The following is a 13,532-nucleotide window of genomic DNA, read 5'->3' as shown; positions in this document are numbered from 1 at the left end:
TTCGACAGGATTCTCTTATGTTCCCAGCCGCTTGAAACCGTATAGATTCTCGTCGTATCCACGCTGGTATGCCCCAGAATGTCCGCCAGGCGGAGCAGATCTTTTTCAACTCCATAAAATGTAAACGCAAACAGATGGCGTAGATTATGAGGATAAATCTTCTTTGAATCCACCCCTGCGTCCTCTCCTAAAGCCTTCATCATAGCCCAGATATTGCTCCGGTCCAGAGGACGGCCGCTTTTTGTGACAAACACCGGCCCGCTTATAATCCCCATCTCCCGACAATACCGTTTTAATGTTGCAGACAATTCAGGCGGAAGGAAGACAATCCTGGACTTTCCCTTATTATATATTCTCACACACCCTTCCTTCAGCGCCTCTACGGATATAAAACGATGCTCGCTCACACGGATTCCTGTGCTGCAGATTGCCTGCATTAAAACACTGATCCTCTGGTTTTTCTTTCGTTTCGCCGCATCTATCAGGCGGAAGTATTCTTCTTTTGACAATTCCCGTTCCTGCTGGCAGAACAGGTTTTTCTGAACCCGAACCTGTTTTACTTTATATTCCCCCACCCCTGCAAACTCCAGGAACTGATTGACCGCAGCCAGAATCGAGTTTACACTGGTTGTTTTATATTGCTCCGTCAGTTCCTGTTTAAACCTGATCATTTTATCCTTGTTGAGTTCCATATCCTCCGCCAGATAGGAAAACAACTTTTTCAAATCCCGGACATATTTCTCAATGGTCGCCTTGCTCCGCTCCTGTTCGTAAAGATACCGTTCAAAAGCAAAAATCATTTCAACATTTAATGTCATCTTACACACTCCTTGTTTTAATCGTATTTTTATGGTTATCTTTCAAAATATCCTATTTTCATTAAAAAAACAAGGTTAATAAAAAACTGGCTATAAAAAAATGGTTTATAATCTATTGCAAGCCTGTGTAATGTTTAAAATCATTCCTGTCATATGTACCAAATAAAATTCCACCTCCCATTCCAACAATATGCCAGTAAGTAAAAATACAACAAAAAAGCCGACAGTAATTTCTTGAAATCACCATCAGCTTTTTTCTCTATTCATTTATCTCTAATTATCTCTCAGCCTATGTCTTTGCCTGTCAATCAGCCTCTTTACCTCTATCCGTCTTCCTCTTCATCCGTTCCGCCACCATCCGTTCAAATTCTTCTTCCGAGCAGCCCGATTCAATAATCCTCTGCCGTCTCTTCTGGCGGCGCAGGGCCCGTTCCCTCTCCTCTTTTCTCCGCTGATAAACAATATATCCGATACCGCAGCCTGCCAGCAGTAAAATAACAATCAGAATCAAAACAGGCACAGATATGGACGGAAGAGACACTTTTCTATCCTCTCCTCCCGGCTGGCCTGCAGGCTGGCTTTCAGGTTCCGTCTCCCCCTTAGAAGTTTCCGTTAAACCATTCTGATCCGCATCAGCAAATACTTCCGCATTTTTCAAAAGCAGGTATGCCTGGCCGATGCTGCGTTCGTTGTAGGTATATTTTATAAGGGCCACCGCCCCTGCCGGATGGTCTTCAGGAAGATCCGTCACCAGAGTTTTTTCCGCGTCACCGTATGCCGCATCCTTGGGCAGGGTAATGACCGCCTGAGGATCGATCTCCAAATCAGACGGCTGATAGTTCTGTCCGCCAATGGTAACCGCATTCTCCCCGGTTGTATAAGATGTCTCGTTCTCCGCAACTTTTATATTCTGAAACCTGGCCAAACCGAATTCCAAAAGGTTCTGGCTGTCCACATAATACTGGGGCTGCGTTCCTTTTAAAACAACAGCAATCACCCGTCTTCCATCCCGTTCCGCCAGGGTTACCAGGGTGTTGCCTGCCAAAGATGTGTATCCCGTCTTGCCTGCCACCGCATCGGGAAAATAAAGTTCTTCCGATTCCTTCAGAAGTTTATGCTCAATGGCAGCGCTGATTTCTTCCGGATTATTTACAGTAGGAGGAAATTTATGTCTTTTGCTGGATGCTATTTCCAGCAGTTTTTCATTGGAAAATGCCGCCTTTGCGATCAGCGCCATATCAAACGGTGTCACCATCTGTTCCGGATCATTGAGGCCGGAAGGGTTTTTAAAGCGGCTGCCTGTACAGCCCAGGTCTTCTATGGTCTGGTTCATCATGTCCACAAACCCGTCTCTGCTTCCGCCCACATGTTCGGCCAATGCATTGGCTGCCTGATTGGACGAGCGCAGAATCAGCGCATAAAGACAGTCTTCCACCGGCCATTTGTCACCTTCATCCAGGCCGAAATAGTTTCCGCTGCCCTCTTCAATGTTGTAGACCGCATCATGGGAAAATGTCACTTCTTCATCTAAAGAAGCATGTTCCAAGACCACCAAAGCCGTCAAAAGTTTGGTGATACTTGCCGGAAAATACCCCACCCGGCTGTTCTGCCCAAACAGCATTGCCCCGGAATCCATGTCAATTACAATACCGCCTTCCGCTAAAATGCCGGTATCGTCCGGCCAATCCGGCTTCGCATAGGCAGGTATCACAAAAAGCTGCATCATTAATGTTAGTGTCAGGATTGTGCTAAGTAATCGTCTCATGAAAAAATCTCCCAAAATGTTCTGTCATAGAAATGTAACATTTCTATAGTTTAACATTTTGAGAGACAAGTTTCAACAAAATTCTATAATTGTGTCTGTTTTAATTGTGTCTGTTTATCCTCCCATTTTTTACGCTCTACAAACCGTCCCATAAAAAATGCAATGATGGATACGCCGATGCCGGTCTGGAGACAGAAAATGAGGCTCTCAATTTCTCCTGGAAGTTCCCCGCCGATCATCGTTTCCAAAACAGGAGTAAACCACGGTTCATATTCTCCATGGATCGCCTCCACCATCTGGCTTCCCGCATCGTCAGAGCCGCCAAACTCAGCTCCTTTTAAGGCGAATATGGGAACCACCGCGATCAGTACCACCACTGCCAGCAGGATTATTACTATCTTTTTATTTTTACTCATGGCTCACCTTCGCCTCCTTAAAAAATCCGATGGATGTCAGTTCCGATTTGGCATATACTTCAAGCCCGATGACGATAACAACGGTCAATAGTCCCTCAATGATGGCTAAAGGAAGCTGGGTCGGCGCGAAAACACCTAAAAACTTTACGGCGGAGGCCGCCACTCCACCCTGTTCCGACGGGTAGGCCATTGCAAGCTGTATGCTGGTAACACAATAGGTAAAGAGATCTCCTAAAGCTGCGGCTAAAAAGATGCTGACTTTCCGGTTCATATTCGTCTTTTCACATAACTTATAAATTCCGTATGATACAAAAGGTCCGGCAATTGCCATTGAAAATGTATTGGCGCCAATGGTTGTCAACCCGCCGTGAGCCAATAAAACCGCCTGAAACAAAAGGACAATAATGCCCAAAACGCTGACCGCTGAAGGCCCAAATAAAATGGCTCCCAGCCCGGTTCCTGTCATGTGGGAACAGCTCCCCGTCACGGATGGGATTTTCAGTGAAGAGATGACAAATATGAATGCGCCAGCCATGGCCAGTATGGTTATCGCCTTCCTATTCTCATCCAAAACCTTTTGAATGCCGAAAATACCCTTTGCTAAAAACGGAATACAGATCACCCCCCAGGCCACACAAAACCCGACCGGAAGATACCCTTCCATGATATGCATGCCAAAAGCAGGGATCTGCATACCAAACACTGCGGCAGTTACAATTGCCAGCTTCATAATACCTTTTTGTTTCTTCGTCATATTCATTCTCCTTCAAACAAAAAAGACGCCCTATTTGTGATTCCCACTCACAAACCGGCATCCAAAATTTACTCTGGCAAAACCAGAGAAAATATCGCATCCGGTCATCTCTCGTAACCGTAACGTTTCTTTACAAAAGGCAGGTCTTCTGACTCTGGCATCATCGCAATATTCCGTCTTCCCGTATATACAGTGACATATGGAATATGGCTCCTCCAACACAGCGGCGGGACCGTATGGGACTTACACCCATTTTCCTATTATCCTGTCTTTCAATAAGACAGGCACCAATTGTAATTTGTTTTTCTAACCTCAGTGTAATCTAAATGCAGTGTTTTTGTCAATCTAATCTTTCATATTTTACCATTTTCTTATCATTTCTCTCACCGGGCTTTTATATCTGCCAGTTTTATATAACCACCAGACTTTTCTATCCGTGTTTTTTTAACCGCTGGATTTTTGTATCCCCCATTTTATCAATAATCACTAATGCCATTCAGCAGATCCTGAAACTCCGCCATCTGCCTGGGATACCTCTTATGATCCGGGAGCAGCCCTTTCTTAACCAGCTCTTCATAGACTTGGAATAAAACCGGACGCTTTAAATGCGCTTCCTTCAATACCTGTTCATTTCCGAATATATCCAGGGGATTGCCATCCGCGATCAGCTCACCTTCGCTGAAGACCAGAATCCGCCCGGCCCACCGGTAGGCAAAATCCACATCATGGGTCGATAAAAGGATCGTCTTTCCGCTTTCCGCCATATTTCCCAATACCGCTTCCAGCATATCCGCGTTTAACGGATCCAAAGCCGCCGTTGGCTCATCAAAAATGATCACTTCCGGTTTCATCGCTATAATATCGGCAATGCTCACTCTTTTTTTCTCGCCTCCGCTGAGATAGTGGGGGGCCCGGTCTTTAAAATCAGATAAATTCATATAAGCCAGCGCTTCCTCCACCCGCTCTGCCACTTCCTCTTTGGGAAGTTTTAAATTCATCGGACCAAACGAAACTTCCGCTAACACGGAGGAGGCGATGATCTGGTTGTCCGCATCCTGAAACACAATGCCCACATGCCTGCGAAGTTCATTCAACTCCTTTTTTCCAATCACCTTTCCCCGATAGGATACCGATCCTTTAGATGGGGTAAACACCCCATTTAAATTTAAGAATAATGTGGACTTACCCGCGCCGTTAGCGCCCAATACCGCAATCCTCTCTCCTTCCCGGATGGAAAAGCTCACATCTTTTAACACATCATTATTATTTTCATATCCGTAATACAGACCCTGAGCCTGCAGCAGTACCTCACCTAACACATTTTCCTCCACTCTGCTCAAAACCGCGTGTATTCAGACGGCATGAAATCATGTTTTTCACCGGAAAACCGAACCTGATCTCTCCATGGACCGCCTTAAATCACATATTCTCACCGGCAGACTATGTCCATATTTTCTACAAATGTCCCGTAAGCAGCCAAATCGCCATCAAACCCAAAAGATATGCAGCGGCTCCGGCTGTCTGCTTTACGGTAACCGGCTTTTCTTCCTCCAAAAAAACAAACTCTCCATCATAGCATCTGGATATCATGGCATCGTAATATGCATTCGCTTTCTTTAAAGAAACCACCAATAGATTGCTTGCCGTGTTTCCAAAAGACTTACAGGATGTCTTAAAATCCACATACCCCAGCCTGGACTGGGCAGAAATCTTCATCTTTTCCTGAACTTCGGCCATGATAAAGATAAAACGGTATATCATGTTCATCAGTTCCACCATAACCTTTGGGATATGAGCCCTTCGCAGCACCGAAATCAATTCGCTGGCAGGGGTGGAGAGGGTCATCAGATACATGGCGCTGACCGCTCCCCAAGCTTTCATAAATACCTCCAGGCATTTTCTGATGCTGTTCCGGGAAGTATAAAGATAGAAAAAATGAAGGTTAATCCTGTAATCGCCAGCTGCTTCTTTTGAAAAACCAGCAGCAATCGCAACGCTTCCCAATATCATAAATGCCAGGGGAACCGTCATCAACCGGAAATAATCCGCCGCTTTCACCCTGCCCTTCCCAATGGTAAACAGGGCCATGGTCAATACTACCGCAGCCGACACAAAAAGATTATCGGCTATTATGCAGAAAAGGAGGACAATCATCGAAAACAGAACCTTAAATGCCGCATTCCAGCTTCTGATTCCTGAAGAGTACGCATAATAATCAATCTTCATCGCCCGGTTTTGCCCCTTCCTGTATCGGAGAAAGGTATTCTCCGCCGGTGGCCTTTTTAAGCTCTTCTTTGGCACGTTCCACCACTTCAGGATGTTCAAACACTTTTGCACATGCCAGCCCGATCACCCTGGCGACTGCCAGAGATGCCTGATCTCCGATGGAAGATCCTACCTGAGCGGTGGCCTGCCATGTATGAAGGCCAGTTCCCGGAATGCCTATGGCTGCGCTGATCTGGCCTGTAGGAACCTGATAGCTTACGTCTCCCACATCCGTTGAAATGGTGGCAAGGGTATTCATCATCTCAGGCCGGAAGGGTATGACATTGGTATACAAGGGCCGCTCTGCGAATTCCTCTTCCGTAATCCCAACCGCCTCTGCTCCTGCTTTAAGGATTCTCTTTTTATCCTGCTCCGTAAGAATTGCCAAAAAATCTCTGGCAACGGCAAATTCCTTTTCTGAAAATTCAGGGCCTCCCACTTCACAATAGGCCTCCGACAGCACTTTAGAAGCTTCTTCATTTGGAACCGTATCGCTCAGTCCCCCTAAAACTTTAATCTCCACCTCTGTTTCCGTCATCAGGGCCGCTCCCTGGGCGATCTTTTTAATCCTCTCCAGAATCTCCCCGCACTGTATCAGTTTAGGAGCCCTCACGAAATACAACAGCGCCGCATGATCCTGGACAATATTGGGCGCATCTCCGCCACAGTCCAGATATGCATAATGGACCCTGGCATCAGTGATGATGTGTTCACGCAGATAATTAACCCCCACATTCATCAGTTCACAGGCATCCAGGGCGCTGCGGCCCAGATGAGGCGCGCCTCCCGCATGTGCCGTCACGCCTTTAAACCGGAATCTCACCTTATAATATGCAACGCTTTTGTACGCCGATATGCCATTGCAGTCGCTGGGATGCCAGGTAAATGCCAGATCCACTCCATCAAAACAGCCTTCCCTCACCATAAATGCTTTTCCAAATCCCATTTCCTCCGCCGGACACCCAAACAGTTTTACCGTGCCGGCTGCATGATTTGCTTTCAGATATTCTTTTGCTGCAATTGCCGCTCCGACAGCCCCTGCTCCCAGGGCGCTGTGGCCGCAGCCATGGCCGTACGTTTTCCCCGGCACCGGGCTTTTAACCGCGCATCCCGCTTTCTGGCTCAGATCGGGAAGGGCATCGTATTCAGCCAGTACAGCTATAACCGGTTTTCCGCTGCCGTAACTTCCCACAAATGCCGTTTCGATTCCCGCGATCCCAGTCTCAACCTGAAAACCTTCTTCTTCCAGAACCTGGACAATCTTCTCAGCGCTTTTAACCTCCTGATACCCAAACTCCGCATAGTCCCATACGGCCTGATTAATTCCGGCAATCATATCCGCTTTTCTCTTAACCGCATCACAGATCACTTCTTTTGAATTCATAATTCCTCCGATCTGCCGCTGTGCCGGCGGCAGTTTTTACATATAGACTATCATAAACCAAAACCCAGCTCTTTTACAAGCGAAACATTACCACTAATAACCATAGGCCTGAAGCGCTTCCTTATCCTTTCTTAAAACATAGCCGCTGCCGCCGCGGTCTTTCACATCTTCCGCCATCGATACGAGCAATAGCGGCCTTTCCGCCTGAGGATCTTCCGTGAATACACAGAACCAGCCCAGTTCCGTACCGCTGTTGTCGTCTTTCGATGCCTTTATTTCAGCCGTTCCCGTTTTCCCCGCCAATGTGACCGTGTCCAGGCGGGCGGCATACCCGGTTCCTTCCGGATTGTTTACAACTTTTATGAGGGCGGATTTCACCTGTTCGGATGTTGCGGCAGAGAAAGCCTGATCAATCCAGATTTCTCTTTCAGCGCCTTCTTTATAATTCAAATAAGGCTTCACTATGGAACCGCCGTTCACAAATGCCGTATAGATTGACGCCAGATGCAGCGGATTGACAAGAATCTGCCCCTGGCCGTATCCGCTGTCTGCCAGCTGGATCTCATTGTCAATCGAATCTCCGTTGGAATACTGGGATTTTGCCATAATTATTTCAAATGGAAGCTGCTCATTAAATCCCAAACGTTCCAGTCCCTCTTCCAGCTTACGGCTCCCTATTTTCAGCGCTGCCTTAGCAAAATAAATATTATCGGAATAAATCAATGCATTTTCCAGAATGGCGGGCTGGTAAGTGTGGAGCGTGGTCACATAATAATTCCCCCAGCTTGAATCCTTCTGCCAGCTGAGCCCTTCACTCCCAAAATCCTCATTGGGATCAATAGCGCCTTCCTCCATTCCAAGAGCCGCGATTATGGGTTTAAACGATGAACCCGGGGCAAATTTCTGCCGGAAACGGTTATACATTGGCTGATCCGGGTCTTCATTTAAAGCATTCCATTGGTCATTGGACAACCCCAGAATAAAATCATTGCTGTCATAAGCAGGGGTGCTCACAAGGGCCAGGACCTCACCGGTCCGGGGATTCATGGCAACCGAACAGCTTTTGTCCTCTTTAAACTGGTCGTAAACCGCCTTTTGAAGTTCTGCATCCACAGTGAGCCTGATAGTTTCCCCATCCCTTTTTTCAGCGGAGGCCAGTACCTCTTTAATAGATCCCTGGGCATTCACAATCCTGATTGTATGTCCATCCTGTCCCTTTAATTCTTTCTCATATAAAGCCTCCATGCCGCTTCGTCCGATCACGCTGTCACTGCGGTAGCCTTCACCCGGATGCTTTTCCAAATCTTCCGCAGTCACATTCTGAACATAACCAGTCAGATGAGAGGCCGCCTCTCCCAGCGGATACGCCCGTACTTCCACATCCGTGATTTTCACTCCGGGAACTGAGAGAAGTTCATCCTCCAGCGCCTTCATCTCCAGCGCCTCCTGGGATGGAAATTCTTTCATCAGATCCGTCTCTTTCAGCTTTTTAATGGTTTTCAGAGGAACGAAAGAATCTTCCTTAACCCATCCGGCATCCAGCTTTTTTCTGATATTTTCCTCTGTAATTCCTAAGAGCCGGGCCACCTTCCCGATGTCCTGATCCGCATTTTCATTCATCTTTCCGGGAACCAGGCCCACGCTGGATGCAGTGCCCGGCCCGGCTAACATCACTCCGTTACGGTCCAGAATCTGCCCTCTCGCCGCTTTATCCGTGGAAACCCGGACTTTGTCCGTAACTTCCAGCTGGGGAAAAATCAATTGATCGCCCCATTCAAGAAGGTACTCCCCCTCTTCATTTTTCGTATAAAGGGCCAGGTTGTCAAACCGGATTTCCCCTGCGGATGTATTCATAGCCGTCTCATATCTTACCGCCAGGTCCGTTTCTCCGCTCTCCTCCATGCCGGTAACTTCAATTGTTATCCCAGAAGCGCCGATTCCTTCGTATATGTTTTTATTTCTTGCTGTAAAATCCTCCTGTGACATGTTCGTCCTGCTCTGTTCATTCAGCATTCCGTACATCTCTTCATACCGTCCCGATTCAATGCATGACATATATTTAAGGATCAGCTTGTCAGGAAGTACGGTCTGATCCTCCTCTTTCTGCTGTATGAAAAACAGAATTCCCGCTCCCGATAATACAATAAGGACGGCAATTAAGGTAAATACCACCCCAAACAGCCGTCTCTTTCTCTTATTCATATACGCCCTCCTCATTTTTATTTTTATTAATATTAAATCCCACAGAATAAAATTTCAATTGAATTTATATTAATATTATTTAAAAATGAGGAAACTGTATCATAACAATATTCGCTTTTTATGCCTGGCTGCCGATTACCAGACGTTCAAACCGGAAACCGGCTATGTTGGAATTATGATTTTCCGTAAAGTAAGCCTTAAAATCCTGTACGTATTCATACTCTTCTGTTTCCGGCCGGTAAACCATCACCTCACCGCTCAGGCAGGCCACTTCCTTTTCCGCCCTGCAGTATTCTGTTTTCAGATAGTACTCCGGATTTTCTTTGTCCCTCTGGGCTGTGCAGCTATACATGCCTTCTTTCAGTCCTCCGTTCACATATCCATTTGCCGGGTCAGCAAATACAGACAGCGCATCGTCATTATCGCTGCTGCCCAGAATCTCATAGAGCACTTCGTCCAAAACATCGGAACTCACCCGGTTATACGTCCCCTCTTTTTCCGGTACGCTGATAAACCGGCAGTCCGTACTGCGTCCGTAGAGAGACTGGTACCAATAAAGGATAGCCGCCCTCTCTTCCGGTCCCAAATCGGCTCCCGTAATCTCCAGAACTCCCGGATCGTCCACGGATTCCGGCTCACCTTTAATTTCCGGATCGTTCTCAAAAGGCATGCCCACGCCGTAGATCTCGTTAATAAAACCGCTGAGAGCTTCCTTTGTGGCCTCGTCATAGCTGTTAATCCCTATGTAACGGATCTGCACCAAGCCGTCCTGGATCCACGCCCCGTCACAATCCACCTGACAGCCGTCAGGAGTTACGCTGTTTTTCACACAATAGCCGTTTTCATCAAAATAATACCGTTCCGCCACCCCATTGTGATCGCCGTCAATCCATCTCCAGGTATCTGCCGGATAAGTCCCGTTCCCATTATCATACCAGCAGCCCACATAGTCCTGTTTCCACTCGCCCGCAAAAACCGGCTGGCTGGCAGCAGCAGCCATTCCTGCGGCGAGCATTAAAACCGTAAACAGACTTTTTCTCATCGCAATAGTAATCCTTTCGTAAAAACCTTTTCCTCTTCAGTTATAAACTCCGGTCTCATCGCAACAAAACTCAATAATTACATATTATCCTGAAAACAGCCTGATGTCAAACAAATGTAATATTTATGGGTATTTTTCAGTTTGGCTCAGGGTATTCAATCACATATTTTTCATAGGCATTGATCACTATGGTATCTCCATAACGGTCACAGCGTTTAAATCCGCCGTAATTTGCATGGACATGGCCATGGATAAAATATCTGGGGCTGTATTTGTCCATTAAATCCTTAAAACACCGGAACCCTCTGTGAGGCAGATCTGTGAGGTCATTTAACTCGTAGGCGGGCGCATGGGTCACCAGAATATCAAACCCTTTATTCCGCCTTAATTTCCACCACATTTTCCTGACCCGCTTCTCCATATCCTTCTCCGTATACTGGTTGTCCGCATCGGGAATATACTGCATGGATCCGCCCAGTCCCATAATCCGGACGCCGCGGAACTCATAGATATCATCCTCAATGCAGATGCAGCCTTCCGGCGCCTTTATATTATATTTATCGTGGTTTCCACTGATATAAAGCACAGGCGCATGGCAGAAGGTGGCAAAAAAACTGAGATAGTTGGCGCGCAGATCCCCACAGGATATTATTAAATCGATATCTTTCAGCTTTTCGGGCTGATAATAATCATAGAGGCTCTTAGACTCATGATCTGCCAATACCAGAATCTTCACACTGATTTTCCTCCGTATCTGTTGTCTCTTCTACTTTCACACCCTGGAGTTTCACAAGGGCCTGGGCTGCTTCCGTCAGCTCATCAAATTCCGGAATCCGTCCTACCACATTGTCCGCCAGCCAGTTCATTGTAATGATCTCTTCCGGTGATAAACTCTCGTCTTCCCCGCACTGCACCGTACCATCCTGGGAATAAATCAGGCCGTTAAAGGGCTGAAAGCTGCCTGCCCGGATGGAATTTTTTAAAAATGTTATCAGCCGGTTCGTTCCATGCGGCAGATTCTGCGAACAGATCACATCGATCACGTCCGCCGACATTCCCCACCAGAAGTTTATGGCCTGTTTTCCTTTATTTTCCCTGGTGTCCAAAGCCCCCTTACAAGTCAGTTCCACGATTTTTTCATAGAACTTTCCCCAGTGCCAGATAGGGGTGGCCAGGTTCTCAAGCGTTCCGTCCGGTTCCTTATGGTATAGGCCATACTCCCTGGAAGGAGCCTGGGGCGTTATCATATCTTCCCCCGAGATGAACGTGATTCCGTCGTGTTCCAAGGTTTCCTGCACCTTAGCGTCCTTTACTCTGGACCACTCCAGATAGACTTTCACGTAAGGGTTGATCATCCTGGCTCCCAGCGCAAATGCATTGATATTGGCAATGGTGCCGTAGATTGGATAATCAGCAATATACCCCAGTTTGTCAGATTGGGCCATGGACGCAGCCAGAGCCCCCATCAGGAACTTAGACTCATACATTCTGCAGTAATAGGTGCTGATGGATGAATAGGACATATTGACCGAACAGTTAAATATTTTAACCTCAGGATGCTGGATCGCCGCCTTCACACTGAAATTTATCATCTGGGATGATGTTGTAAAAATCAGGTTGCATCTGGCTGCAATGGCCAAATCAATGGCTTTGGCCGTTTCATCATCATTGTCCGCATCGTAAAATGCCACCGTCTTCAGCTTGCCGCCGTAAGCCTGTTCCAGATACATCCTGCCCAGTTCATGACCATAAGTCCAACTGGACGTTTCCTGGTTTTTGGCATAGATAAAGGCGATTTTAAGCATTTCCGGCTCTATGTTGGAAAATGGCCTCAGCCAGTTCATCAGCTTGCCCGCTCCGCCGTCGACTTCTTCCGGCTGTTCCACCAGGGCAATTTTTCCGCCTCTGGAAACCAGCAGAAATTCATCCCATATCTTAACCAGATCTTTTTGTATCTGGGCCTCAGTGCGCTCTATAATCGCTTCATAGCCAAAGATCTCCACATAGATCAAAAATGCATCCGAACTGGTCAGTTCCAGCGCATTCCCGCCTTCCTGGTCGAAGACCTTTACAAAACGGTTATAAACTGCCTTAAAATATTCCTTATCGTCTTCACTCCAAACCTCATCCGGCTTTTTTCCCATAGCCGTCAAAAGCCTGTGATAGCTGCCCTCTCTGCTGAACCAGACATCGCAGTTAAATGATACCTGGTAAAAATCCAGAAATTCGTAATACAGCTTATTCTCCTTTTCATCGCTTCTTCTGGGAATCAGGCGCACCACGGTTCCCGGTATGCTGAAGGCCCCCAAATATTTTAACACGCTGACCCGCTTATTCCCTTCCTGAACATAAAACTTATTCATAAATTCATAGGCAACAATGGGGTCATGTATCCCCTCTTCAATCTGATGATCGAATAAAAAAGCCCATTTTGACCCAAACTCTGATTTTTCGCTGAGAAGAGGCATGAAATTGTTGGCAAAAGCGCTGGTGCGCCCTTTGGTCTTGGTTCCAACGATCCGCGCCAGCGGAATATCCATCAGTCCGAGGCTCACTTCCGATACAATATCTGTATAAGAAAGAATATCATCCAAAACAGGCAGGTATGGATACTCCCCTTTTAAAACGGCTGACTGGTACTGCTTCCGCCCCTTTTTCAACGCTCCCACATAATCGTATAACGCCATATATTCCTCCATTCTGCCGGTCAAACCGGCTGATCCGTTTCCTGTCCAATGGCATATTTTCTCAGTACAAAACTATTATATAAAATAAGAAGGCTTGTTGCAACCAGGTCTTTTACGTACTCTGCCTGTTGATTATATTCACTTGACAGATTGTTATTCCTGCTTTATATTGGTATTGTACCATCTGGTATTGATAACT

11 protein-coding genes and 1 riboswitch are annotated in these 13,532 nt (G+C 46.7%); all 11 genes read right to left on the bottom strand.

The window, feature by feature from the left end:
- A partial coding sequence (locus GPL15_RS22425) for a tyrosine-type recombinase/integrase (RefSeq protein WP_215700894.1) occupies positions 1 to 818 on the bottom strand: 818 nt, incomplete at its 3' end.
- Between the two features lie 304 nt (positions 819 to 1,122).
- A complete protein-coding gene (locus tag GPL15_RS22420; protein ID WP_215700893.1) occupies positions 1,123 to 2,583 on the bottom strand; it encodes a D-alanyl-D-alanine carboxypeptidase family protein in 1,461 nt (486 codons plus the stop codon).
- A gap of 83 nt (positions 2,584 to 2,666) precedes the next feature.
- Positions 2,667 to 2,999, bottom strand: a complete 333-nt coding sequence (locus GPL15_RS22415) for an energy-coupling factor ABC transporter substrate-binding protein (RefSeq protein WP_215700892.1) — start codon at positions 2,997 to 2,999, stop codon at positions 2,667 to 2,669.
- Positions 2,992 to 3,753 (bottom strand): energy-coupling factor ABC transporter permease, encoded by a 762-nt coding sequence (locus tag GPL15_RS22410; protein ID WP_215700891.1) that lies wholly within the window; start codon positions 3,751 to 3,753, stop codon positions 2,992 to 2,994. Before GPL15_RS22410 ends, GPL15_RS22415 begins: the two co-directional genes overlap by 8 nt.
- A 120-nt stretch (positions 3,754 to 3,873) precedes the next feature.
- Positions 3,874 to 4,060, bottom strand: a riboswitch (cobalamin riboswitch).
- Positions 4,061 to 4,229: 169 nt separating this feature from the next.
- Entirely contained in the window at positions 4,230 to 5,072 is an 843-nt protein-coding gene (locus tag GPL15_RS22405) for an energy-coupling factor ABC transporter ATP-binding protein (RefSeq protein WP_346345024.1), read from the bottom strand.
- A gap of 136 nt (positions 5,073 to 5,208) precedes the next feature.
- Entirely contained in the window at positions 5,209 to 5,979 is a 771-nt protein-coding gene (gene cbiQ / locus GPL15_RS22400) for a cobalt ECF transporter T component CbiQ (RefSeq protein WP_215700890.1), read from the bottom strand.
- Positions 5,969 to 7,402: an amidohydrolase gene (locus GPL15_RS22395; protein ID WP_215700889.1), complete on the bottom strand. Its 1,434-nt coding sequence runs from the start codon at positions 7,400 to 7,402 to the stop codon at positions 5,969 to 5,971. The genes cbiQ and GPL15_RS22395 overlap by 11 nt, the downstream gene beginning before the upstream one ends.
- 93 nt (positions 7,403 to 7,495) lie before the next feature.
- Positions 7,496 to 9,604, bottom strand: coding sequence for a penicillin-binding transpeptidase domain-containing protein (locus tag GPL15_RS22390; RefSeq protein WP_252198564.1), 2,109 nt, complete (start codon positions 9,602 to 9,604; stop codon positions 7,496 to 7,498).
- A 118-nt stretch (positions 9,605 to 9,722) separates the two neighbouring features.
- Positions 9,723 to 10,646, bottom strand: coding sequence for a hypothetical protein (locus tag GPL15_RS22385; protein WP_215700887.1), 924 nt, complete (start codon positions 10,644 to 10,646; stop codon positions 9,723 to 9,725).
- Between the two features lie 136 nt (positions 10,647 to 10,782).
- Positions 10,783 to 11,382 (bottom strand): metallophosphoesterase, encoded by a 600-nt coding sequence (locus tag GPL15_RS22380; protein ID WP_215700886.1) that lies wholly within the window; start codon positions 11,380 to 11,382, stop codon positions 10,783 to 10,785.
- Positions 11,354 to 13,333 carry a BMP family ABC transporter substrate-binding protein gene (locus tag GPL15_RS22375; RefSeq protein WP_215700885.1) on the bottom strand — a complete coding sequence of 660 codons (1,980 nt, stop codon included), beginning with the start codon at positions 13,331 to 13,333 and terminating at the stop codon, positions 11,354 to 11,356. The genes GPL15_RS22380 and GPL15_RS22375 overlap by 29 nt, the downstream gene beginning before the upstream one ends.
- Between the last annotated feature and the right edge of the window lie 199 nt (positions 13,334 to 13,532).

The sequence above is a fragment of the Clostridium sp. MCC353 genome (assembly GCF_018785315.1).
Classification (GTDB): domain Bacteria; phylum Bacillota; class Clostridia; order Lachnospirales; family Lachnospiraceae; genus CHH4-2.
This window is presented reverse-complemented; position numbering and strand designations above follow the sequence as displayed.

Bases quoted from the DNA above. Each gene is read 5' to 3' on its own strand.
- GPL15_RS22375 (WP_215700885.1), bottom strand. From the start codon at position 13,333: ATGGCGTTATACGATTATGTGGGAGCGTTGAAAAAGGGGCGGAAGCAG.
- GPL15_RS22395 (WP_215700889.1), bottom strand. From the start codon at position 7,402: ATGAATTCAAAAGAAGTGATCTGTGATGCGGTTAAGAGAAAAGCGGAT.
- GPL15_RS22385 (WP_215700887.1), bottom strand. From the start codon at position 10,646: ATGAGAAAAAGTCTGTTTACGGTTTTAATGCTCGCCGCAGGAATGGCT.
- GPL15_RS22390 (WP_252198564.1), bottom strand. From the start codon at position 9,604: ATGAATAAGAGAAAGAGACGGCTGTTTGGGGTGGTATTTACCTTAATT.
- GPL15_RS22415 (WP_215700892.1), bottom strand. From the start codon at position 2,999: ATGAGTAAAAATAAAAAGATAGTAATAATCCTGCTGGCAGTGGTGGTA.
- GPL15_RS22410 (WP_215700891.1), bottom strand. From the start codon at position 3,753: ATGACGAAGAAACAAAAAGGTATTATGAAGCTGGCAATTGTAACTGCC.
- cbiQ (WP_215700890.1), bottom strand. From the start codon at position 5,979: ATGAAGATTGATTATTATGCGTACTCTTCAGGAATCAGAAGCTGGAAT.
- GPL15_RS22420 (WP_215700893.1), bottom strand. From the start codon at position 2,583: ATGAGACGATTACTTAGCACAATCCTGACACTAACATTAATGATGCAG.